Origin of the sequence: Pacificispira sp., assembly GCF_965228185.1 — a bacterium.
Lineage (GTDB): Bacteria > Pseudomonadota > Alphaproteobacteria > UBA8366 > Aestuariispiraceae > Pacificispira.
On the sequence record NZ_CBDDHE010000004.1, the window covers coordinates 208,330 to 231,323 of the forward strand.

The 22,994-nt window shown below is 60.9% G+C and carries 23 protein-coding genes; 10 read left to right on the forward strand and 13 right to left on the reverse strand.

What is annotated here, in order from left to right:
- The first annotated feature begins 12 nt into the window (after window positions 1-12).
- Together ACO06O_RS09310 and ACO06O_RS09315 are read left to right on the forward strand one after the other, a co-directional pair.
- The gene (locus ACO06O_RS09310; protein ID WP_421878607.1) at window positions 13-537 is read left to right on the forward strand and encodes an arsenate reductase (azurin) small subunit; all 525 of its coding nucleotides are present in this window, start codon (window positions 13-15) and stop codon (window positions 535-537) included.
- Window positions 538-548: 11 nt separating this feature from the next.
- The gene (locus ACO06O_RS09315) at window positions 549-3,005 is read left to right on the forward strand and encodes an arsenate reductase (azurin) large subunit (protein ID WP_421878610.1); all 2,457 of its coding nucleotides are present in this window, start codon (window positions 549-551) and stop codon (window positions 3,003-3,005) included.
- A gap of 154 nt (window positions 3,006-3,159) precedes the next feature.
- On the opposite strand, the gene ACO06O_RS09320 is transcribed toward ACO06O_RS09315, so the two are convergent.
- Window positions 3,160-3,945: a substrate-binding periplasmic protein gene (locus ACO06O_RS09320; protein WP_421878612.1), complete on the reverse strand. Its 786-nt coding sequence runs from the start codon at window positions 3,943-3,945 to the stop codon at window positions 3,160-3,162.
- 80 nt (window positions 3,946-4,025) lie between these two features.
- Here ACO06O_RS09320 and ACO06O_RS09325 point away from each other — a divergent pair, with 80 nt between their 5' ends.
- The gene (locus ACO06O_RS09325) at window positions 4,026-5,480 is read left to right on the forward strand and encodes a sulfotransferase (protein ID WP_421878615.1); all 1,455 of its coding nucleotides are present in this window, start codon (window positions 4,026-4,028) and stop codon (window positions 5,478-5,480) included.
- Between the two features lie 2 nt (window positions 5,481-5,482).
- Here ACO06O_RS09325 and ACO06O_RS09330 read toward each other — a convergent pair whose 3' ends face one another.
- The 5 genes from ACO06O_RS09330 to metC all read right to left on the reverse strand — a co-directional run bounded on the left by ACO06O_RS09330 (window position 5,483) and on the right by metC (window position 10,534).
- On the reverse strand, window positions 5,483-6,694 hold the full coding sequence (locus ACO06O_RS09330) for an adenylate/guanylate cyclase domain-containing protein (RefSeq protein ID WP_421878618.1): 1,212 nt from the start codon (window positions 6,692-6,694) through the stop codon (window positions 5,483-5,485).
- An 83-nt stretch (window positions 6,695-6,777) separates the two neighbouring features.
- A complete protein-coding gene (gene modC / locus ACO06O_RS09335; protein WP_421878621.1) occupies window positions 6,778-7,875 on the reverse strand; it encodes a molybdenum ABC transporter ATP-binding protein in 1,098 nt (365 codons plus the stop codon).
- The gene (gene modB / locus ACO06O_RS09340) at window positions 7,872-8,576 is read right to left on the reverse strand and encodes a molybdate ABC transporter permease subunit (RefSeq protein WP_421878624.1); all 705 of its coding nucleotides are present in this window, start codon (window positions 8,574-8,576) and stop codon (window positions 7,872-7,874) included. The genes modC and modB overlap by 4 nt, the downstream gene beginning before the upstream one ends.
- A 3-nt stretch (window positions 8,577-8,579) precedes the next feature.
- Window positions 8,580-9,338, reverse strand: coding sequence for a molybdate ABC transporter substrate-binding protein (gene modA, locus ACO06O_RS09345; protein ID WP_421878627.1), 759 nt, complete (start codon window positions 9,336-9,338; stop codon window positions 8,580-8,582).
- Complete coding sequence (gene metC, locus ACO06O_RS09350; protein ID WP_421878630.1) at window positions 9,335-10,534, reverse strand: cystathionine beta-lyase; 1,200 nt, start codon at window positions 10,532-10,534, stop codon at window positions 9,335-9,337. The genes modA and metC overlap by 4 nt, the downstream gene beginning before the upstream one ends.
- Window positions 10,535-10,634: 100 nt before the next feature.
- Here metC and ACO06O_RS09355 point away from each other — a divergent pair, with 100 nt between their 5' ends.
- Window positions 10,635-11,708, forward strand: a complete 1,074-nt coding sequence (locus tag ACO06O_RS09355; protein WP_421878633.1) for an NAD(P)/FAD-dependent oxidoreductase — start codon at window positions 10,635-10,637, stop codon at window positions 11,706-11,708.
- 46 nt (window positions 11,709-11,754) lie between these two features.
- On the opposite strand, the gene ACO06O_RS09360 is transcribed toward ACO06O_RS09355, so the two are convergent.
- A complete protein-coding gene (locus ACO06O_RS09360; protein ID WP_420416656.1) occupies window positions 11,755-11,919 on the reverse strand; it encodes a hypothetical protein in 165 nt (54 codons plus the stop codon).
- A 170-nt stretch (window positions 11,920-12,089) separates the two neighbouring features.
- Here ACO06O_RS09360 and ccoN point away from each other — a divergent pair, with 170 nt between their 5' ends.
- The 4 genes from ccoN to ccoP are packed head-to-tail and all read left to right on the forward strand — an operon-like array spanning window position 12,090 to window position 15,389.
- Window positions 12,090-13,556, forward strand: a complete 1,467-nt coding sequence (gene ccoN, locus ACO06O_RS09365) for a cytochrome-c oxidase, cbb3-type subunit I (protein WP_421878636.1) — start codon at window positions 12,090-12,092, stop codon at window positions 13,554-13,556.
- Between the two features lie 17 nt (window positions 13,557-13,573).
- Window positions 13,574-14,302 (forward strand): cytochrome-c oxidase, cbb3-type subunit II, encoded by a 729-nt coding sequence (ccoO, locus tag ACO06O_RS09370; protein WP_421878639.1) that lies wholly within the window; start codon window positions 13,574-13,576, stop codon window positions 14,300-14,302.
- Between the two features lie 14 nt (window positions 14,303-14,316).
- Window positions 14,317-14,508, forward strand: a complete 192-nt coding sequence (locus ACO06O_RS09375) for a cbb3-type cytochrome c oxidase subunit 3 (protein ID WP_421878642.1) — start codon at window positions 14,317-14,319, stop codon at window positions 14,506-14,508.
- A gap of 11 nt (window positions 14,509-14,519) precedes the next feature.
- Window positions 14,520-15,389, forward strand: a complete 870-nt coding sequence (ccoP, locus tag ACO06O_RS09380) for a cytochrome-c oxidase, cbb3-type subunit III (RefSeq protein WP_421878646.1) — start codon at window positions 14,520-14,522, stop codon at window positions 15,387-15,389.
- A 63-nt stretch (window positions 15,390-15,452) separates the two neighbouring features.
- On the opposite strand, the gene ACO06O_RS09385 is transcribed toward ccoP, so the two are convergent.
- The 5 genes from ACO06O_RS09385 to ACO06O_RS09405 all read right to left on the reverse strand — a co-directional run bounded on the left by ACO06O_RS09385 (window position 15,453) and on the right by ACO06O_RS09405 (window position 19,832).
- Entirely contained in the window at window positions 15,453-16,472 is a 1,020-nt protein-coding gene (locus tag ACO06O_RS09385) for a GNAT family acetyltransferase (RefSeq protein ID WP_421878650.1), read from the reverse strand.
- Between the two features lie 30 nt (window positions 16,473-16,502).
- Window positions 16,503-17,360 (reverse strand): 3-mercaptopyruvate sulfurtransferase, encoded by an 858-nt coding sequence (gene sseA, locus ACO06O_RS09390; protein WP_421878653.1) that lies wholly within the window; start codon window positions 17,358-17,360, stop codon window positions 16,503-16,505.
- 3 nt (window positions 17,361-17,363) lie between these two features.
- Window positions 17,364-18,080 (reverse strand): alanyl-tRNA editing protein, encoded by a 717-nt coding sequence (locus ACO06O_RS09395; RefSeq protein WP_421878656.1) that lies wholly within the window; start codon window positions 18,078-18,080, stop codon window positions 17,364-17,366.
- Between the two features lie 89 nt (window positions 18,081-18,169).
- On the reverse strand, window positions 18,170-19,171 hold the full coding sequence (locus ACO06O_RS09400) for a cysteine synthase A (RefSeq protein WP_421878659.1): 1,002 nt from the start codon (window positions 19,169-19,171) through the stop codon (window positions 18,170-18,172).
- A 55-nt stretch (window positions 19,172-19,226) separates the two neighbouring features.
- On the reverse strand, window positions 19,227-19,832 hold the full coding sequence (locus ACO06O_RS09405; protein WP_421878663.1) for an NUDIX domain-containing protein: 606 nt from the start codon (window positions 19,830-19,832) through the stop codon (window positions 19,227-19,229).
- An 87-nt stretch (window positions 19,833-19,919) separates the two neighbouring features.
- On the opposite strand from ACO06O_RS09405, the gene ACO06O_RS09410 reads away from it, so the two are divergent.
- Window positions 19,920-20,921 carry an ornithine cyclodeaminase family protein gene (locus ACO06O_RS09410; RefSeq protein WP_421878666.1) on the forward strand — a complete coding sequence of 334 codons (1,002 nt, stop codon included), beginning with the start codon at window positions 19,920-19,922 and terminating at the stop codon, window positions 20,919-20,921.
- A gap of 21 nt (window positions 20,922-20,942) precedes the next feature.
- Here the strand turns inward: ACO06O_RS09410 and ACO06O_RS09415 are convergent, their stop codons facing one another.
- The gene (locus ACO06O_RS09415; RefSeq protein WP_421878669.1) at window positions 20,943-21,881 is read right to left on the reverse strand and encodes a fatty acid desaturase; all 939 of its coding nucleotides are present in this window, start codon (window positions 21,879-21,881) and stop codon (window positions 20,943-20,945) included.
- 135 nt (window positions 21,882-22,016) lie between these two features.
- Here ACO06O_RS09415 and ACO06O_RS09420 point away from each other — a divergent pair, with 135 nt between their 5' ends.
- Window positions 22,017-22,910, forward strand: a complete 894-nt coding sequence (locus ACO06O_RS09420; RefSeq protein WP_421878672.1) for a helix-turn-helix domain-containing protein — start codon at window positions 22,017-22,019, stop codon at window positions 22,908-22,910.
- The last annotated feature ends 84 nt before the right edge of the window (window positions 22,911-22,994 follow it).

Here is a 22,994-nt window from a genome sequence, read left to right on the forward strand (position 1 = left end):
AGGGAGGATTTGATGTCACGCTGTACGAAACTGGTCGATGTCGGCCGCCGTCAATTTCTAAGAGGGGGGGCCGTGGTCGTGGCGGGTGCCGCCACATCGACGGTACTAGCAACGAAACACGCAAGGGCGGCAACCGGAACGGCCCTTGTCGAATATCCGGCCAATCGGTTGGCCAATCTGTCGGACTTATCCCCCAATGAGCCCTTGGATGTGGCTTATCCCGATGACGACGCGCCGGGCGTCCTGCTGAAACTCGGTACGCCGGTGGAAGGCGGTGTCGGACCGGATGGCGATATCGTAGGGTTTTCGACGGTTTGCCCGCATAAAGGGTTCGGTCTGACCTATAACGCCGACCGGAAGACCCTGAACTGCCCCGGCCATTATTCGGTCTTCGACTGCGAGGCCGGCGGCCAGCAGACCTGGGGGCAGGCAACCCAGAACCTTCCGCAATACATCCTTCGCATCGACGACAAGGGAGACATCTACGCCGAAGGCGTCGACGAGCTTCTCTACGGTCGTCTGTCCAACGTGCTCTGAGGGAGGGTCGCATGGCTTACAAGAGAAATATCGGGCGCCTGCCGATCATCCCGGCGGATGCCAAGAAGCACAACGTCACTTGCCATTACTGCATCGTCGGGTGCGGGTATCACGCCTATACCTGGCCTGTGAACAAGCAGGGCGGAACGGCCCCGGAGCAGAATGCCTTCGGCGTCGACCTCTCCGAGCAGCAATGGGCGGAAACTGAAGCATGGTATGCGCCGTCCATGTACAATGTCGTCAAGCAGGGCGGCAAGGACGTCCATCTGGTGATCAAGCCGGACAAGGACTGCTCCGTGAATTCCGGACTGGGTTCGATCCGCGGTGCCCGAATGGCGGAAAACCGCCGTTCCGATGTGACCGGTACCCAGCAGCAGCGGCTCGATCAACCGCTGGTCTGGCGCTATGGCACGTGGCAGCCGACAAGCTGGGAAGACGCGTTGGATTTGGTGGCGCGCGTAACCGCGCGGGTGATCGACAAGGACAATGAAGACGACCTTTTCGTCTCGATGTTCGACCATGGCGGTTCGGCCGGCGGGTATGAAAATACCTGGGGCACCGGGAAGCTGTACTTCGAATCCATGAAAATCCGGAACTGCCGGATCCACAACCGGCCCGCCTACAATTCCGAAGTGCATTCGACCCGCGACATGGGGGTCGGCGAGTTGAACTACGCCTATGAGGATTACGGCCTGACCGACACGATTCTGTTGGTTGGGGCGAACCCTCTGGAAACGCAAACCAATCTGTTCCTGAACCACATGGTTCCCGGAATACGAAACGGGGCCAAGGTAATCATTGTTGACCCGCGTCGTACGGTGACCGTCAATGCGTGCGAGATGGAAGCCGGCAAGGACAATGTCCTGCAATTGCCAATCAACTCCGGCACGGACTTGGCGCTTTTCAACGCTCTATTCACTTATATCGCCGATCAAGGCTGGGTTGACGGCGATTTCATCGCTGGTTCAACAGCGCAGGATGCGATCGTTCAGGCCCAGAACGAACAGTTCCCGGCGCCACTGGGTTCCTTTGAAATGGCCCGGGAGGCATGTCGGATCTCGGTGGAGGAAGCTGCGGAAATCTGTAGTGTCCCGTCTGCCGACATCGTCAAGGCTGCGGAATGGATCGCCAAGCCGAAAGAAGACGGCTCCCGGCGCAAATGCGTCTCTGCCTATGAGAAGGGGATCATCTGGGGCAACGACAACTATCGTACCGTTGGCTCGCTCGTGAATATCGCGTTGGCGACCGGCAATGTCGGCCGTGAAGGCGGCGGCGTTTGCCGGCTGGGCGGTCACCAGGAAGGGTATTTCCGGCCTTCCGATGCGCATGTCGGCCGTCCGGCACCCTATATCGACGATCTGCTGATCGGCGGTCAGGGCAAGGTCCATCACATCTGGGCGAACGATCATTACAAGACGACACTGAACGCATCCGAGTTCAAACGTGTCTACAACAAGCGCACCAATCTGGTGAAAGAGGCGATGGACGCCCGGGCCGGCGCAAGCCGCGAAGAGCTTGTCGATGCGATCGTGGGCGCGATTGAGGCCGGCGGGATTTTCTCAGTGAATGTCGACATCATTCACAGTCAGATCGGCCAAGCCGCGCATGTCATCCTGCCGGCCGTTGAATCGGGTGAGATGAACTTGACGTCCATGAACGGCGAAAGACGCATGCGTCTTGTCGAAAAATACATGGACGGTCCGGGCTCGGCCAAGCCCGACTGTCTGATCGCGGCCGGACTGGCACAACATCTCGAACGGGTGCTTCGGGAAGAAGGCCGCAGCGAGTATGCCGATCAGTTCAAGGGCTATGACTGGCAGACCGAGGAAGACGCGTTCATGGATGGGTATAACTCTGCCCATCCCGACGTGACCTATGATCGCCTCCGTGCGATGGGAAATGACGGCGTTCAGGAACCGGTTGTCGGCTATAAGGACGGGAAACTGGTCGGTACGAAGCGCCTCTATGCCGATGGCACATTCGGAACCGGGGATGGCAAAGCCCGCTTCTGCGGCGGGGCGTGGCGCGGCTTGCAGGCTCCAGGCAAGGCGGCACAGAAGGAAAAGTTCGCTTTCCTGATCAATAACGGCCGCTCCAACATCAATTGGCAGAACTGGTTCCTGGACAAGGACAACGACTTTGTCGCGGACCGGTATCCTTATCCGTTCCTTGAAATCAATCCGGCGGATATGACGGAACTCGGGTTGAAGGCGGGTGACTTGGTTGAAGTCTACAACGATGTCGGGGCGACGCAGGCCATGGTCTATCCGACCGATACCGCGCGTCGGAAGGAAACCTTCATGTTGTTTGGCGCGCCTTCCGGCACGCAGGGCAACGTGATCAATTCCGGCGTCAACGAACTGGTCCTGCCGAACTACAAGCAGACCTGGGGCAATATCAGAAAAATATCGGATGCTCCGGAATCGGTGCGGCATATTTCCTTCAAATCGAAGGAATACAGTTTCTGAACCTGACGGTCGTTAGATCCGGTTGATTGCTGGGATAGCCGGTCAATCCGGCTATCCCTCTTTTTTGGCGCGGTACGTTTGCAAGCTTCAGTTTGAAAGACTGCGCCGTTGAGACGGTTCTGCGTCCTACAGTCGTCGAGGCACGCCCTTCGGATCAGGGGTAGTTTTCGTAGTACGCCTGAATCAATCGCGCGACGGTGCCGTCCTTCCGTAGAGAATCCTTCGCGGCGTTGAAGCGTTTGACCCAATCCTGCGCGCCGGGCAGGGACTTTGATACAATTACATAATTCGGGCTGGAATCGATGGTCAGTCGCCGGACCTTGAACCATGCGCCTTCCTGGACAGCCCTGGCGGCCGCTGTCCCGAGGCGGCGATCTATGGAAATGGCGTCCACCTTGCCCTGAGCCAGCAACTGGAAGCAGCCGACAACGGTGGTCTTGTCATAGACCCGAACCTGGCCGGATGCCGTCACATCCTTCAGATATTCGTCGATCCCCCATCCGACAGGGACGCAAAGGATCTTTCCTGCCAGATCGGACGGTTGCGTCAGGCCGGGAGCGTTTCTGTAGTTCATGAATATGTGCGGGCGAACGGAAAAGAGCTCATCCGTATAGAGAAACTCCGCTTCCCGTTCCGGTGTTTTGATATAGGGGTACGTGGCGAGGAACCGACCTTCTCTCGTTGCCTTGAAGCCATCCGGCCATGGCGCGAAGGATACGGTGGCGTTGTGGCCCATCTTCTCAAAGATCGCCTTCACCAGGACGGTTGCCAAACCGCCACCGGGAATCCGTTCGTCGGCGTACGGGAAATAATTATTGCCGGTCACCAGTTCGACCGCCTTTGCCGGACCATGCGAAACGCCGGCCCAAAGAACCATGACGACAAATACCGAAAGAATTCTGGTGATCACCTTCTTGCCCCCTGCAACCTCTGCGCCCATGACCAGTATAGCGTACCGAATTTCCACCGCTACCCGGTTTGATTTGCAGCGGCGAAGACGGTACAGCCTTGGGAACGGGAATGCAGACTTCGGCGGGCGGCACAATGAACGAAACGATGAACGCAAAAGCGGTTGAGGCGGTGAACAAGCTTTTCCGGTCGGGCCTGGTTGCACTACAGGCGGGCCAGTTGAGCGCCGCGGAGTCTGCGTTCGATAAGCTCCTGAAGTCCGCACCCAATCACGCCGGCGCGATCAATGGTCTGGGCATGATCGCGGTTCAGCGCGGCGACTTGAAAGCCGCGCGCGACCATTGGAACCGGGCGGTCGCCTTGGCGCCGGAGTTTTCCGCGCCCTATGTCAATCTCGGCAATCTGGACCGCAGAACCGCACCGATGCAGGCAATTGAGAACTACCGCCTGGGAATTGCACGTGCGCCAAACGATGCCCAAGCCGTCTTCTCACTCGCCTCCCTATTGGAATCCGTCGGGATGGTGCGCGATGGCGCCAATCTGGCCGCGGAAGCCCTGAACCGTTTCGCCAAGCATCCGGGGCTTGCCGCAATTGCCGCCAAGGGGGCCATCGACGAGGGCCGGGCGGCGGACGCGCTGGCATGGTTGGAGGACTTGCCCTTGGACCGGGCAGGGCGGCGTATTGCGCAACTTGTGCATTACACCAAAGTCCAGGCTTATGACGCCTTGGACCAGCCTGAGGAGGCGCTGAAATCCGCCGATTCCGGCCGACAGGTATTGGAATCGCTTTTTCCCGACGCACTGGAGCGCGCCTCAATCGAGCGTGCGGATCTGGCATCGATCGGCGCAATGTATCAGGGCAAGACCTTGGCCGGCGCGAAACAGGGCCCCGGCCAGGATCTCGTCTTCCTCGTCGGATTTCCGAACAGCGGGACGGAGGAATTGGCGGCAGTTCTGCGGCGTCATCCCCAGATCAAGTTGCGAGACGACGGGTTCAGTGTCGAAAAGGCGATCCACCAAGCCTTCGGCTCGCCCGCCATCCCGCGCGGATTAAGCCCTGAAACCTTGTCCGAATCCCGAAGGGCCTATGATCTGCACTTCGGTACGTTAGGGGCCGCGCAGAAACTGCGGGTCGACCATATGCCGATTGCAGCAGCCTATGCCGGGTTCCTGGCCGAACTATTTCCGGCTGCGCGTTTCGTCCGGTTCTATCGGGATCCAATCGAAACCTGCTTGGCCTCCAGCATGCGGGGATATGAGCTGACGCCGGTGTCGTCCTATCTGCTGCGCTTCGAATCCGCAGCGGATCTGTTCAACGCGGTGCAATCTAACTGGATCGCCACTGCCGGAGAGTTGCAGGACCGATTGCTGGAAATCTCTTATGAGAACGCCAAATCCGACCCGTCGGGGACGCTGTCGACGATCCTGACCTTCCTCGGACTGCCGGGGGCCGTACCGCCGGAAGCCATCGACGCCTTTGGAGGGCGCCAGGGCGTACCGGCCGGAGACTGGCGGCGTTACGAACCTTTCCTGCCGAAATCAGTACTGACGCGGTTGCAGCGCTAGTCTCAGTCCACGGCGTAGGCGTCGATCGGATGGACGATGCCTTTGACGTCGAAAGCGCCGACATGGCGGCAGGGACGGTCCAAATGGGCCGCGAACCGATCGGAAACCAGCAAGGGCGTCCGGGTCTGTTTGGTCAGGCTCTCCAGACGCGCGGTTCGGTTGACGGCCGGACCCATAACGGTGAAATCCAGCCGGCTGGGCGCGCCCACATTGCCGTAAATGACCGTCCCGACATGCAATCCGACGCCGAACAGTATTTCCGGCTGGCCGTGACGGCGTCTCAAGTGATTCATGGTCGCCAGGCCGCTAAAGGCGTCTTCCGCCGCCGATAGGGCATGGCGGCAGGCCTGGCGCGCGCCGCCGGTGCGATCGGTCGGAAACACAATCAACATGGCGTCGCCGATAAAGCGCAAGACCTCTCCGTCGTAGGTTCGAACGGCATTGTACACAAATTCGAAATAGGTGTTCAGCACCGCCAGCATTTCCGGCGGGTCGAGGGTTTCGGTCATATGGGTGAAATTGCGTAGGTCGCTGAACCACAGGGCCGCATCGATCTCTTCGCCGTCGCCCCGCCGGATCTTTCCTTCCAGGACCCGCCGGCCGGTTCGTTCGCCGACATAGGTGTCCAACAGGGCGACGGATAGCCGGTGATGCGAAATCGTCTCGATCACCGGCAGCAGGTAGCGCGCCAATGCGTCGAATTTTGGAAAGTCGGACTCGACGAACCCGTCCGGGTGATCCGTCGTCACGAAAAAGGAATCGACCTGCCCACTGAAGGTTTGCATCGGGATGGCATAATAGTCGGTACCGCCCTGTTCGCGGATTTCGAACAGCACGGAATGGTCCCGGTCCGGGTCGAGCCCGTCCATTAAGCGATAGCGCAGGGGCTTCCCGGTCTCGCGCAATTGTTCGGCCGGACTGCCGATATAGGCCGCGCTTTCGAAAATGCCATGCCCGACCTGAAAGGTTTCCGTGCCTTTGCCGCGAACCCATTGATGGGCCATTGCGGCCAGGAGGGGATGGATCGTCCAGAAGGAGAACCGAACGCGCCAGACCGGCGCACCGGCGGCCAGCAAGGCTTCGCTCAACCCTGCGATTAGAATGCCGGCATCGTTCGTCTTGATCCCTTCGGTCATCAGCCAGTGGACGACCGGCGCCAATGGCCAGCCCTCGACGCTGCCCGACAACAGTTCGGCCTGTTGGCGCACCGACATTGGGGCGTTGGTGTCGTTTGCTTGTGTCATGCGAGCCAAGATGGGGTGCCGGAGGCCATAATCCATCCGCTACGAAGACCGATTCAGGATTTTTGCCGGCCGGGCGAGGTCCTGTCGATGGCCACGGTCTTGATCAACGCCCAGATTTCCTGCCCTGGCGCCAGTTTCAACATTTCCGCTGACAGTTTTGTGACCCGGGCCCAGACCGGTGCGCCGACATCGACCAGGACTTCCGCCATGGGTCCCTCCGCGTCCGGGCGGACTTCGATCACCGTGCCGGGTAGGCGGTTTAGGATGCTGATATCCTTCGGTTCTGATAGGGACAGGCTGACATCGCGGGCCCGGATGCGCAGTTTCATTTCGCTACCCAGCGGGAAGGGAGCGGCCGGAACCGTCAGGAACGCCTTCCCGGCGACGGCGAGGCGCATCAGGCCCGTTGCGGCGCTTTTCTCCGCGATTCGGGCGGTCAAGAATGCGCCGGCTTCATAACGGCCCGTCAGCGGATGCAAGTCCAGGCGCGCGGTCAGGCGTTCCACCGAATCCATCGCGACGATGCGCCCCGCATCCATCAGGGCCACGACATCCGCCAGTTGGGCGATTTCTTCCATCGCATGGCTGACGTAAAGGATCGGCGTTCCCACTTCATCCTTCAATCGGGCTATGAAGGGCAGGATCTCGTTCTTTCGATGGGAGTCGAGCGATGCCAGGGGCTCGTCCATCAATAGAAGGTTGGGGTTCGACAGAAGCGCGCGGCCGATCGCAACACGCTGTCTTTCCCCGCCGGACAGGGCGAAAGGTTTCCGGTCCAGAAGATGGTCCAGTCCGAGCAACTGAACGGCCTGATCGAAGCCGACACTGCCGTCGCCATTGCGTTTCCGGCCATAGCTCAGGTTCGACCGCACCGTCATATGCGGGAACAAGCGCCCTTCCTGGAAGACATAGCCGATGCGGCGCTTGTTCGGCGGCAGGTCGATCCCCCGTTCCGTGTCCAGGACGGTTTCGCCCGCGATCTCGATCCGGCCGGAATCCGGCTTCAGCAATCCTGCGACGGCGTTGACCAGAGATGTCTTGCCGCAGCCAGACCGCCCGAACAGTGCCACCGTGGGCTGCTCGTCGGTCGTCGCCAGGCTGGCATTCAGGGAGAAATCGCCCAACCGGCTGGAGATACGGGCGAAGATCATTGCGATCTTGCCTCCTGCAGACCGATGGCACGGCGCGTACGGCGCGCCACCGCTTCCGACGCGACCAGGGCTGCGACCGCCACGATGACGGAGATCAGGGCTAGCCGGCCGGCTTCAAATTCCGCCCCTGGTGTCTGGGCCAGGGTATAGAGTGCGATAGGCAGGGTTCGGGTTTCGCCCGGGATATTGGCAACGAAAGTGATCGTTGCGCCAAACTCCCCAAGCGCCCGGGCAAAGCCGAGAACGATCGCCACGACGACGCCCGGCGCGATCAGGGGCAGCGTGATCGACGTCAGGACATCCAGGCGGCCCGCGCCCAATGTCGTCGCCGCGTCTTCCAGCTTGAAATCGATCTGTTCCAGGGACAGTCGGATGGCCCGCACCATCAGCGGCAGCGCCATGACGGCGGCCGCGACGGCGGCCCCTTGCCATGTGAAGGCCAAGGTCCATCCGAACCAGTCCTTCAACGGCGCGCCGAGGGGTCCGTTGGGGCCCAGGCCGATCAGCAGCAGATACCCGACCACGACAGGGGGCACGACCAGGGGCGCATGAACGATACCGTCCAGCAGCCACTTCAAGGGAAACCGTCCCCGCGCCAGCAAGAATGCGAAGAGCACGGCAAAGGGCAGCGCGCCCAATGTGGCGGCCGCGCTGACCTTCAGGCTAAGCAGCAGCGCTTCGACCTCGAAGGCGCTCAACATGCGTCATTCCACGGGGGCTATGGTGAATCCGTACCGCGACAGGGTAGCCTGCGAGTCGGCCCCTTTCAAAGCGTCCAGAACCGCTCGCGCGGCCGGTGTGTCGCGAAGCAGGGCAATTGTGTAGAGGATGGGATCGTGAAGCGCGTCCGGAATCCGCAGTTTGGCGACGGATTGCGATGCCACCGCGTCGGATTCATAGACGATACCGTATCCGACGGCCCCCCGTTCGACATAGGCCAGAACGGCGCGGACGGAGGTGGAGCGGACGGCACTCCCTTCCAATGAAGACCACAATCCGACGGCGGTCAGCGCCTGACGGGCATACTGACCGGCGGGCACATGATCCGGATCGCCGATGGCTAGCCGATGTTCGGTCAGAAGCGCCGCCAGATCGCTGCCGAACGCGTCCGGAAGCGGCTTGTCGGGACCGGCGACGAGGACAAGTGCGTTTTGCAGAAAGGGGGTCACATCCCTTGATGCGACAACGCCCTGGGTAACCAAGTGGTCGGTCCACCTCGGATGCGCGCTGACATAGATATCCGCCGGCGCGCCCGCCTGGATCTGCCGCGCCAGAGTCCCGCTCGAGGCATAGATTCCGTCGACATTCGGGATTGCCGACAGGATTTCGGTCAGCGGTTGGGTGAGGCTGGCCGCCGCAAATACCCGCACGCGGTCCTGTGCCGAAGACGGCGACGGATCCAGAACCCAAATGACCGCGGATGCGAGGGCAATTGCGGCGATCCGGGGAAGGGATAGCCTCACTTACCGGCCAGCCGATCGAAACCGCGTTCCAGGTCGCGGATCAGGTCTTCCGGATCCTCCAAACCGATATGGAAACGCAAAACCTGCCCGTCCTGCGGCCAATCGGTCGCCGTGCGAATCTTTTCCGGATAGGCGGTGATGCACAGGCTTTCGAAACCGCCCCAGGATGCGCCGATCCCGAACAGATCGTACCCTTCGACCATCGCCACAAGCCGGTCGCGGTCCGGCGCTTTGATGACGGCCCCAAACAATCCGCAGGCCCCCGTGAAATCCCGTTTCCAAATCGCGTGTCCGGGATCCTCTGGCAGGGCAGGGTGCAGGACGCGCACGACCTCCGGCCGCTCCGCCAGCCATTGGGCGATGCGGATGCCGTTTTCGTGGTGACGCATCAGGCGTGTCGGCATGGTGCGCAGGCCGCGCTGAACCAGGTAGCAGTCGTCCGGCGAGACGCCGATCCCCTGATACAGGGTCGTCTGGTGAATCAGGTCATAGAGTTCCTGGGTTGCGCAGGAAACGCTGCCCAGCATGGCGTCGGAATGGCCGCAGGGATATTTCGTCAACGCATGGGCCGAGAAATCGATCCCCAGTGCGATCGGCTTCAGGAAGTAACCGGCGCCCCAGGTATTGTCGATTCCGGTCAGAACACCCTTTTCCTTGGCGGCTGCGACGATGGCACGCAAATCCGGCATCTCGAAAGTCAGCGAGCCGGGCGCTTCCGTCCAAACCATTTTGGTTTCGGGACGGATCAATTCGGAGATTCCGGCCCCGATGGCGGGATCGTAGAACGTGACCTCGCAGCCTAGCTGGGTCAGGTATCCGCTGCTCAGATTCCGGACCGGCAGATAGACATTGTCGGGGACCAGGAAATGCGCACCCGGTGCCGCCAGGGCCAGGAAGGGCATCGCGCAGGCGGACATGCCGCTGGGCAGCAATTCGGTATCGGCGGCGCCTTCCAACTCGCTTAGCGCGTCGCGCAACGCGAACTGGGTCGGCGTTCCCATCCGGCCATACATGACGGAATGCCGCCCGACCTTATGGACGGTGCCTTCCTTGCGGCCTTCCCAAGACTTGATCGTCGGATGAAGAATGGTGGACGCATGATAGACAGGCGGATTGACGACCCCAAAATTGTCCAGCGGCCGCCGCCCGGCATGAACTGCGATCGTGTCGTCCTTATGCTTCTTGTTTTCGTCCACCGGCCGATCCACCCTTTGCAAACTGGTTGTTGTCTCTCCGAACGGCGTGCAGCCTATGCGCCTTCGTCGGGTTTGAAAATCCTGGTCAGGGAACAGGTGAATGGATGAAGTCGAAACCGTCGTGATCGGCGCCGGGGTGGTCGGGTTGGCATGCGCCAAAACTTTGGCGGAATCCGGCCGCGAAGTCGTGGTGATCGAACAGGCGGATGCAATTGGGACCGAAACCAGTTCCCGCAACAGCGAGGTGATCCACGCCGGCATTTACTATCCGCAAGGCAGCCTCAAGGCGCGTCTTTGCGTGCGCGGACGGCGGATGCTCTACGATTATTGCGTCTCTCACGGAGTGCCGCACCGGCGCTGCGGTAAGCTGATCGTCGCGACCACGGAAGAGGAAGAGGCGGTCCTGGACGGCATTCTCGCCAAGGCTCGCGGCAATGGTGTCGACGGGCCGGACGACTTGATCTGGCTGTCCGGTGAAGAGGCAATGAGTAAGGAGCCCGAGTTGCGCTGCACGAAGGCCTTGCTGTCCCCGTCTACCGGCATAATCGACAGCCATGCGTTGATGCTGGCCTATCAAGGGGATGCCGAGGCGGCGGGGGCGATGGTCGCATTCGAAACCCCGGTCATCAGGGGCGAAATCAGATCGGGACGAATCCGACTTGAAACAGGCGGTGAAACGCCGATGACCCTGGAAGCACGGGAGGTCGTTGTCGCGGCGGGATTGCATAGCCAGACCGTCTTGCGGTCCATTGCAGGATACCCGAACGACGCAATCCCCGGACAATATTTCTGTAAAGGCAACTATTTCATCGCATCGGGCAGGGCGCCTTTCAGCCATTTGATCTATCCGGTGCCGGTGCGGTCGGGGTTGGGTGTGCATGTGACACTGGATATGGCCGGCGGCATGCGGTTTGGTCCGGACACGCAATGGATCGGCGGGCTGGACGAGGACCGAGTCCTGGAGGTCGACCCGGCGCGCGGAGAGGCATTCTACGCTGCGATCCGGCGTTATTATCCCGACTTGGCCGACGGCGCATTAATCCCAGGCTATGCCGGTATCCGGCCGAAACTGAATCCGCAGGGGCTGTGGGCGACGATTTCCAGATCGACGGCCCGGCGCAGCATGGCGTACCGGGCCTTGTTGGCCTGTGTGGAATCGAAAGCCCCGGACTGACGTCCTCGCTGGCGATTGCCGCCGAGGTCCTGGACCGCCTGTCGGCTCAGTGACCGGTGTTTTTGACGATCAATCCGTAATTGTAGCCGATCCCGAATAGCGTCAGTAGCAGTCCGACCCATTCCATGGTGGCGTCAGCGGCGCCGGCGGCCAGAACCAGGCCAACCAGGGCGATCAGGGCCATTACGATACCCAATCCCCAACTTGTCATCTCTTCACTCCTTCCATCTCGGCGGGCGGACCCGTTTCGTTGACGCCTTTATGACGCCGAGATTGTGAGCCTGCGTTGACCTGCATCAATGAAGCTGGACGGCACCGGCGTCATAAAGCGGACAGTTGAGTCGCCGTCGGGCGGCCGAAACGCGGTTGGAGATTTGAGAGATGAAAGCAACGCATGCCGAAATGGGGGCTGCGCCGCAATACGATGAAACCGTTGTCCGGTACTTCACGGTTGCGACCGCCCTGTGGGGTGTCGTCGCCTTTCTGGTGGGCGTGGTCATCGCCCTGCAGTTGGCGTTCCCCGTCCTGAACTTCGATCTTCCCTGGCTGTCCTTCGGGCGCCTGCGGCCGTTGCATACGTCGGCGGCCATCTTTGCCTTCGGGGGATGCGCGTTGTTCGCGACGTCCCTGCATGTCGTGCAGCGCACCTGCCGGGTGCCACTGTATGGCGGACGGGAAGTGGCGATGTTCCTGTTCTGGGGCTATCAGCTCTTCATCGTGATGGCGGCGGTCGGTTATGTCACCGGTGTCACCCAGGGCAAGGAATATGCCGAGCCGGAATGGTATGTCGATCTGTGGCTGACCCTGGTCTGGGTCGTCTACCTGATCGTCTTCCTGGGCACGATCATGCGCCGCCAGGAGCCGCATATCTATGTCGCCAACTGGTTCTATCTGGCTTTCATCGTGACGGTCGCGCTGCTGCATGTGGTCAACAATCTGTCCGTCCCGGTCTCGTTCTTCGGCGCCAAGTCCTATTCCGCCTTCGCCGGCGTTCAGGATGCGTTGACGCAGTGGTGGTACGGTCATAACGCGGTCGGCTTCTTCCTGACCGCGGGTTTCCTGGGCATGATGTATTACATCATCCCGAAACAGGCGAACCGCCCGGTCTATTCCTACCGTCTGTCGATCGTCCACTTCTGGTCGTTGATCTTCCTCTACATCTGGGCCGGTCCGCACCACTTGCATTACACCGCGCTGCCGGAATGGGCGCAGACCCTGGGCATGGTTTTCTCGGTCATGCTGTGGATGCCCAGCTGGGGCGGCATGATCAATGGGATCATGACCCTTTCCGGTGCATGGGAGAAGCTGCGCACCGATCCGGTCCTGCGTTTCATGGTCACCGCCGTCGCCTTCTATGGCATGTCGACATTTGAAGGACCGTTGATGTCGGTCCGGGCGGTAAACTCGCTCAGCCACTATACCGACTGGACCATCGGGCATGTTCATTCCGGCGCCCTCGGCTGGGTCGCGCTGATCAGCTTCGGGGCGGTCTATTACCTCGTCCCGGTTCTGTGGCACCGCGAACGGCTATACAGCCTGCGTCTCGTGGCCTGGCATTACTGGATCGCGACCATCGGCATCATCCTCTACATCACGTCGATGTGGGTGTCGGGAATCCTGCAGGGCCTGATGTGGCGGTCTTATGACGAGCTCGGCTTCCTGCAATACAGCTTCGTCGAGACGGTCGACGCCATGCACCCCTTCTATGTGATCCGTGCGATCGGCGGGATCTTCTTCCTGCTGGGCGCCCTGATCATGCTCTACAACCTGTGCCGCACCATTCGCGGCGACCTGCGCAGCGAAACCCCGGTAGAGCGGCTTCAACCCGCACCGGCCGCGGCCGAATGATCGGGGAGGGATGAAAGATGTCCTTAATCAAACACAAGCTGATTGAAACCAACGTGTCGCTGATGACCGTGCTGGTTCTGGTGACGGTGTCCATCGGCGGGATCGTCGAACTGGTGCCCCTGTTCACCATCGAAAGCACGATCGAGGAAGTGGACGGCGTGAGGCCCTACACCCCCTTGGAGCTGGCCGGGCGGAACATTTACATCCGGGAAGGCTGCTACAACTGCCATTCGCAGATGGTCCGCCCCTTTCGGGATGAGGTCGAGCGGTATGGCCATTACTCGATCGCGGCGGAAAGCATGTATGACCATCCCTTTCAATGGGGATCGAAACGAACCGGCCCCGATCTGGCGCGGGTAGGCGGCAAGTATTCGAACGATTGGCAGGTCCTGCATTTGATGGATCCGCGCGCCGTTGTCCCGGAATCGATCATGCCCGCCTATCCGTGGCTGGCAGATCGGAAGATCGACCCGTCGGATATTGCCGATCATCTGACCTCCCTGACCTATGTCGGTGTCCCCTACACACAGGAAATGATCGCGGAGGCACAGGCCGACATGAAGGGGCAGGCCGATCCCGACGGCGATTGGGACGCGATCCAGGCACGTTATCCAGGGGCTGTCGTCGGCGATTTCGACGGTGATCCGGCCCGACTGACCGAAATGGACGCACTTGTCGCCTATCTGCAGATGCTCGGTACGCTGGTCGATTTCAGCCAGTACGACGCCGACGCGCTGCGCCAGTAAAGGGAGGCCCAACCATGTGGGACATGATTGTAGAACTGGCCAATGCCGGATGGAACGCCTGGCTGTTGCTGATGTTCGTGGTCGCCATCGCCTACGCATTGTGGCCGACCAAGGCGCGGCAGGCGCAGATGGATCACGCTGCGCGTATCCCGATTGACGACGATGCGGCCCACCGGACGGAGAGCCGTCCGGACCGCCTGAATTGAGGAGGCGCAGAATGCCGACCAAGATTGAAAAGGATCAGGCGACCGGCGTTGATACGACCGGCCATGAATGGGACGGGGTGCGCGAGCTGAACAATCCGCTGCCGCGCTGGTGGCTGTATGTTTTCTACGCCACGGTCGTGTTCTCCATCGGCTATATGGTGATCTTTCCCTCGGTGCCGTATGGCGATGGATACCTGAAGGGCACCGCCGATTATTCCGCGCGTGTCGAGGTGGAGAAAGACCTGGCGGAGGCAAAGGCCGCCCAGGGCGACATTCTGGCCCGGGTCGCTGAATCCGACCTGGAGACGATCCGGGGCGACCAGAACTTGCTGGCCTTTTCGATCGCCGGCGGTGGTGCCGCCTTCGCCGAAAACTGCGCCGCCTGCCACGGTACGGGCGCGACAGGCGGGCCGGGTTACCCCAACCTTCAGGATGACGACTGGCTTTGGGGCGGCGATCTGAACGCCATTCAAACAACCATCCGTCATGGCATCCGGTGGGAGCAGAATGAGGATACGCGCTATTCCGAAATGCCCCCCTTCGGAGACGGCATACTGGACCGTGCCCAGATCGCCGCAACGACACAGTATGTCTTAAGCTTGGCGAATCTCGACCATGACGCGGCAACGGCGGCGGCGGGTCAAACCGTCTATGCCGAACAATGCGCGGCCTGCCACAAGGCGGATGGGTCGGGCGACCCGACCCTCGGTGCGCCGGCACTGAACGACGCGGTCTGGCTCTATGCCGGAAATGCCGACGAAATTGCGACGCAGATCGCGCGGCCCCGCCACGGCGTCATGCCGGCCTGGGACAACCGGTTGAGCCCGGTGACTATCAAGATGCTGACAGTCTATGTGCACGAGCTTGGCGGTGGGCAGTAAACACCGCCTAGTCTGGGAGACGGGAAGGGCGGTCGATCGCGGCCGCCCTTCTTCTTTCCAGGGTCAATATCCGGGGCTTAGAATCTTAACGGACTTGGAAATAAAGCCTGCCCCGACCGGGTCCGGCACTTGCTTTTCGACCCTGTCGACGACCTGAAATCCTGCTTTCTGATACGCGCCCAGCGCACTCGGGTGGTCCAGTGTGCAGGTATTGACCGTCAGACGCATTGGGGCGGGCGACCGGTTCCAAGCACAGTCGATCCCCCAATTCAGCAGATAGGGACCCAGGCCGCGCCCGATAAACTCCGGCATCAGGCCGAAATAGGCGACTTCCGCCTGATCCGGCATGTCGCGGAAATCCAGTTCGACAAATCCGGCGGGCACGCCGCCGACACTCAAAACGTAGAGCTCGACGGCCTCGTCCTGGATGACTTTCCGCAGGTCGTCGTCCGTAAAGGACCGGCGTTCCCACCACAGCCAGGGATCGCCCACCGTGTGCTGAATGTAGCGATAGTAGGAAACGGTTGGCGACTGGACACGCTGAAGTGCCATGGGAACTGGCGTGCGAGGCGGCTTTGCAGCCGGTCTCGCCGGCGGCTCGCGCATTTCCAGATAGGTGATGGTGACGTCCAGCAGGCGGGGACGGGCCATGTCGGGCGATTGGGCCGGCGGTTCCTTCAGCCACTTCGCCAGCAGCGCGCGGGGTTCCTGGCGATAGTCCAGGGCCTTATAAAGATCGATGATCTGGTAATTGTCCTCTCGGACGATCAGTTCGACCTTCGGGCAGCCCGTCGCTTTCAGCCATTCTTCGGCCGCGGCGAGGATTTTGCGTCCATAGCCCTTGCCCTGCAAATCCGGCCGGACGGCGACATAGTAGATCCAGCCGCGGTGACCGTCGAAGCCGGGCATAGCCGTAGCGATGATCGTGCCCTGCAGTTCCCCCACCAGTATGGTGCCGCCGGGTGCCTCGCGCACCAGGCGGATATCGCTTTCGGGATCGTTCCAGGGTCGGGTCAGGCCGCAGGCCTTCCACAACGGGACGATATGAGCCTCATCGCCATCGGCGATTTCCCGAATCTCCATAACGGTATCCTTGTCTTGTACGGCGCGGGCTTACGCGGAGGGATTGTCGATCGGCGTGTCCGCGCGTGTGCCCCATTCGGACCAGGACCCGTCATAAACCGCCGCGGTCTCGTCGCCAAGCAGATGCAGCCCCAGGACCAGGGCACAGGCGGTGACGCCCGACCCGCAGCTGGCGACGACCTTGTCCCGGCCGACCTTGATCCCCGCATCGCGGAACAGATCGGCAAGGGCGCGAACGTCCCGCACCTTCTTTGTGTCGGGATCGGTCAACTGGTTGAACGGCAGATTCAGTGATCCCGGAATATGGCCGCCCCGGACTTCAGGGCGCGGTTCGGGGGTGCTGCCGTCGAAACGGTCTGTCGGGCGGGCATCCAGAACCACTTCTTTCGGGTCGTTGAGGTTCTGCATGACTTCCTCTACCCGCCGGACCAGGCCAGGGCGGAAATCCGCCTGATATGTCGTGCCATCGAACCGGCCTGGGGGATCGGTCGCAACGGGCATGCCTGCCGCTTTCCAGGCCGGCAACCCGCCATCCAGAACGGATACCGCATCATGGCCGAACAGGCGGAACATCCACCAGGGACGCGCGGCGGAGAACAGGCCGTAGGTGTCGTAGCACACCACATGGCTATCTTTGGAAATGCCCAAGCGGCCCGCATGTTCGGCGAAAATTTCGGGCGATGGGATCATATGCGGCAGGGGATTGCCGGTGTCCTTGATTCCATCCACATCAAAGAAGCGCGCCCCCGGGATGCGTTCGGCCTGAAACTCCGTAAAGGCGTCCCGTTTCATCGTCGGAAGATGAAACGTCGCGTCCAGGACGATTGTGTTCGGATCGTCCAAACGGCCTTTCAGCCACTGTGCCGAAACCAGAGGGAAGGCACTCATATCTCAATCTCCCAGATGTATGTTCACGCGGCGGTTCCGCGCGCCCTTGTTCTCGATCTTGCCGATGCGAAGCCGCCCGATTTCGCCGGTTCTGGCCAGATGCGTGCCGCCGCAGGGCTGCAGATCGACGGCATCACCGATCTTCACCAACCGGACCCGGCCGGCATTGCGCGGCGGTTGGACGGACATGGTGCGGACCAGGTCGGGATTGGCGTCCAAATCCGCGTCCGAAATCCACATGGTCTCCAAAGCGTGATCTTCATCGATCAGCCGGTTCAGCGCCTCGGTCAGGGCTTCCTTGTCCAGCGTATGCTCGCCGACGTCGAAATCCAGGCGGCTCTTGTCCGGTCCGACCTGACCGCCTGTAACCCCGCAGGGCACCAATGAGCACAACAGATGCATGGAGGTGTGCATCTTCATCAGGCTGTAGCGGGTGTCCCAGTCGATTTCAGCCTTCACCGATGTGCCGGGGGCAGGTAGCGACTGTCCTTCTTCCGGGACGTGGATGATGTCGCCGTCGACCTGAATTGTCGTGCCGATGCGAACGGACCCGCCATCGAAGGAAAGCGTACCGGTATCGCCCGGCTGACCGCCGCCCGTGTAATAGAAGACGGTTCGGTCCAGCACGATACCGCCGCGATCGTTCACGTCGACGACCTTGGCGTCGCAGGATTTCAGATAGGAATCGTCTCGAAAGAGCTCTTCGGTTCTTTCGGTCATGGTCGCCTCCAACTCAGCATGCGCGCGGATTGCGTCACAGCCTAATGAAGGCGACCGATTTTGCCAGAGCGGATTTTAACCGAATGGGATCAGAGCCATTCCGGCGCCGGCAGCCCTTTTTCCTTCAGGAAGGTGGGATTCCAAACCTTGCCCATATAGCGGTGGCCCCAGTCGCACAGGATGGTCACGATGGTGTGGCCCGGCCCCATTTCCTTGGCCAGCCGGATCGCACCGGCGATGTTCACACCGGTGGACAGGCCCATGCACAGGCCTTCTTCCTTCAGCAGACGATGGACGATCGGCAGGGCCTCCTCGTCCTTGATCTTATAGGCGTCGTCGAAGACCGCGCCGTCGATATTGCCGGTCACGCGACCCTGGCCGATGCCTTCCGCGATCGATCCGCCGTCTTCGGCCTTCAACTCGCCGGACTTGATCCAGTTATACATGGCCGCGCCCCAGGGATCGGCGGCCGCGACATGAATGTCCTTGCTCTTGCCTTTCAGGAACAGGCTCATGCCGGCTAGGGTGCCGCCGGTGCCCATGGCACAACTGAACCCATCGATCTTGCCTTGGGTCTGTTCCCAGATTTCCGGCCCGGTCGACCGGATATGGGCTTCGCGGTTCGACAGATTGTCCCATTGGTTGGCGTAGAGTGCGCCATGGGGTTCCGTGGCCTTACGTTCCTCGGCGATACGCTGCGCCGTATGGACATAGTTGCGCGGATCCTTGAACGGCACGGCGACATTCTCGACCAGTTCGGCGCCCAGAAGCCGCAGCGCGTCTTTCTTTTCCTGGCTTTGGGTCTCGGGAATGACGATGAGGGTGCGGTAGCCGCGCGAATTGCCGACGCTGGCAAGGCCGATACCGGTATTCCCTGCCGTGCCTTCGACGATCAGACCGCCGGGCTCCAACTCGCCGCGTTCTTCCGCGTCCAGGATGATGTATTTGGCCGCGCGGTCCTTGACCGAACCGCCGGGATTCAGGAATTCCGCCTTTCCAAGGATCGTGCAGCCGGTTTCTTCGGAAGCGCGTTTCAACTTGATCAGCGGCGTGTTGCCGACGGCATCGGTAAAATCGGAACGAACGGTCATTTGACGAAACCCCGGTGTGAATTATTCGGTTTGCGCGCGGTCCACCGTAAATAGGTCAGCGCCATCGCCGCCGCAAGTCTTCCAGCCTCGCCTGCAGCAGCATGACCCCCAAGGCAGCGGTGGCGTTACGGATGCGGTTATCGAGGACCATATCAACGGCGTCGGGCAGGGGCAGGGTGAAGGCGCGGATGTCCTCGCCCTCCGAGATCAGCCCGTGCACGCCGCCGACGGAGGTCGCATCGCACCGGCCGGCAAAGAAGGCGATGCTCTCGCTGCTGCCGCCCGGCGTCATATAGTGTTTCCCGAGTGGAATCAGATCGAAGACGGAGACCCCGGCCTCTTCCATCGTTTCCCGTTCAACCACGTTTTCCGGCGTTTCTCCGGGTTCGATGATGCCGGCAACAATTTCTACAAGCCATGGGTCGGGATCGTTCGCGGCTAGCGCGCCGGCGCGGAATTGCTCGATCAGAACGATCTCATTGGTTCGAGGATCGTAGGGAACAACGGCACCGGCATGCCCGCGCTCGAACACTTCGCGAGAAATTTCCGGACCCATACCGCCGCGAAATTGACTATGGCGCACATGGTATCGATCAACCCGGAAATAGCCCTGAAACGGTGTTTCCTTCCGGATCAATTCGACCTTCCGATCATCTGGCATAAGTGTTTTTCCCAAGCTTGTGACTGGACGGGGGCGGGCGGAGTATATCCACTCGCATAGAGGTGACCATCAACAAAGGGCGACGGTGTGGCAGGGATCAACTTCACATATCTAAACGGACCGGACATCGAAAAACTGGCGATGACCGACGCGGAAATCCTGGCGGCGGTCGAGGCCGGGCTGATTGCACAAGGTAAGGGCGAATGCGTGATCGAACCGCGCATGCATCTGACGCCGGATCCTGCTTTCAACGGACATTTCAATGTGTTGCGCGGCTATGTTGCGCCCTTGAATTACGCCGGGGTGAAGATCGTCGGCGACTATGTCGACAACTACAAACGAGGCCTTCCGTCCGAGATGGCCCTGCTGAATCTGTTCGACCCTGAAACGGGTATGCCGAAGGCCATTCTGGACGCGACGGCGATCACGGAAATGCGGACCGGGGCGCTGACCGCGCTTGGCGCGAAATATCTCGGCCCCAAAACGGCGAAGCGTCTGGGGCATATCGGCGCGCGGGGGACAGCCTATTGGAATGTCCGCCTGCTGGATTCGATCTATGACTTCGAGGACATCCGTGTCCATTCCCGCCGCAAGGAAAGCCGCGATCCCTTTGCTGAGAAACTCAGCGCCGATCTGGGGAAGCCGGTGACGGCGACGGAGGATTGGGAATCCTGCCTCGATCAGGCGGATATTCTGGTCGAGGCCTCCCGCTTGCCGGAACCGAAGCCGCTGTTCAGAAGGGACTGGGTCAAGAAGGGGGCCTTTGTCGTCCCCTATGGCACGATGAGCACGCTGCCGCTGGACTTCACCGACATCATGGACAAGATCGTCGTCGACGACCGGGGCCAGATGCGGGCCGGTCATCTGGGGGCGCTGCGGCCCCATATCGATGCCGGAAAAGTCAGTGAGACCAGCATTCATGGTGAGTTGGGGGAGGTCGCGGTCGGGAGCGTTCCGGGACGGGAGCGCGAGGATGAGACCATCCTGTTCTGGCATCGCGGCCTGTCGCTCAGCGATATCGCCCTGGGGGCGGCCATGCTGGCGAAGGCGGAGAAGATGGGCCTGGGTCAGACGCTGGAATACGCCTGACCCGAACCATCATTGGCTTGGTTATCCGGGGAAGCGGGGGCAATCCTTCGGGACCAGGGCGGTGCGCCGGAAAACGTCCCAGTAACCCCGGAACCAATGTCCGCCCGTACGTGCACGCCAGGTGTCGCGGTCGGCCGCGTACACTTTCGGAATCTCGTACCAAGCCAAAGACGGGCGGTCGTGATGGACCAGATGGAAGCAGTTGTTCAGGAACAGCAACTGCATCAGCGGTCCGGCTTCAACAATGGCGCAGCGTTCGTCCTGGCCATCGGCGAGGCGGTGTTCGATGAAGGAGCGTACTGTCATCAAGGACGTGCCGGCATATAAGGCCAGGCAGAATTCCACGACCGGCACACCGCAGATCGCGAAGAGCCAGTAGCCGACCACCAGATTGCTGGCGATCAAACCCGCCCAGGCACCGAAATACCGGAAGTCGCCCCCCAACAAACGGCGGGTCTCGAACACGAAGAACTGAGAGATCATCAGTACCGGGCCGATGATCATCCGGCCGATCAGTGTGTTGTTCGCTATCAGGAGCCACCGCGCCGGCGCGGGCATCCGGTCCCAAACTGTCGCGCGGATATAGTAGCTTTCCGGATCTTCCAACGGATGGGTCAGATGACCGGTCTGGTGATGTTCGATATGGCTGTCGCGGTAGATTTCATAAGGCACCCAGCCCGTCAGATTGGGCAGCACCATCAGTCGGTTGAACATCCGGCTGCGGGTCGGGTGACCGTGAATCAGCTCGTGCGTCAGATGTGCGTGGAAACAGATCAGATAGGCGACCAAAGGAATGACAATCCATACCGGCAGGCTGGACCAGTAATAGGTCGCTGCCGCGAACCCGCCGTAATGCGCCGCCCAGAGAAACCAGGTCGGCCATTCCGCCAGGGCCGTGCGGCCGCGCGGAACCGTGGGGTCCGGTAAGGTATTGGATCGAATGCCAGCCAGTGTCGCCATATGCCCTCCTCACATCCTTGTGATACCGGCTATTTGCATTGAAACAGATGTTTTGAGAACGATATACTTGTCACCAAAACACCGCAGTTGGTGATTTTATTCACCAACGTCCTGTTTCAGAAACAAGGTGGCGTAATGGCAAAACAACCCGGCGTGCCCATCGGTCGAAGCGCAGACCGGAACGAAACCGTCGCGGCCTTCCGCACCCGGCTTGAAAAGGCCATGGATAAGGTCGGGGTCAATCAATCCGGCTTGGCTCGCGCCATCGGCGTCGATCGTTCCACCTTGTCGCAATTGCTGTCGCGGTCCGTCGACCGGTTGCCGCGGGCGGATACTGTGGCGTCCATGGCTATCGCGCTTCAGGTCAGTACCGATTGGTTGCTGGGCTTGGCGGAGGAACCGGGACAGGGAGCGGCCATCCTGCGGGAATCCGTTGAGATCGCCCGGCCGGATGCCATAGGCGGATCTGACCGACTATTGGAGCAATGGCACACCGAAGCCGTCGGCTACAAAGTCCGCTATGTGCCATCCTCCCTGCCGGATCTCCTGAAGTCGGATCGGCTGTTGGCGTTTGAATATGCCGATTACCAGGCGAAATCCGCCGACGATATGAAGGTCACCACCGAGAACCGCCTGGCCCTGTCGCGGAATCCGGAAATGGAGATGGAGATCTGCTGTTCCTGGCAAGCGTTGCGGTCATTTGCCATCGGCGAGGGCGTCTGGGCGGATTTTCCGCGCGACGACCGCCTGGAACAGCTGGAATATATGGCGGCGCTGCTGCGGGAACTCTATCCGCGCGTTCGCCTGTTCCTGTTCGACGGACGCCGCGTCTACTCGATTCCCTATACGGTCTTCGGGCCGAAACGGGCGGCGGTGTTCCTGGGCCAGATGTATTTCGTCTTCAACACGCGAGAGCACATTCGAACGCTAACGGATCACTTCGACGAACTTGTCCGGGCGGCGAAGGTGCAGGCCCATGAAATGCCGGGCTATGTCTTGAGTTTGAAGTCGGCCTGCAAGGATACCTGACGGCGCCCAAGTTCTCCCCAGACTTGTCCCCAGAAGATGACATTCGTTCGCGTCCGTTCCCGGTGACAGGGCGGGAGACTCGCC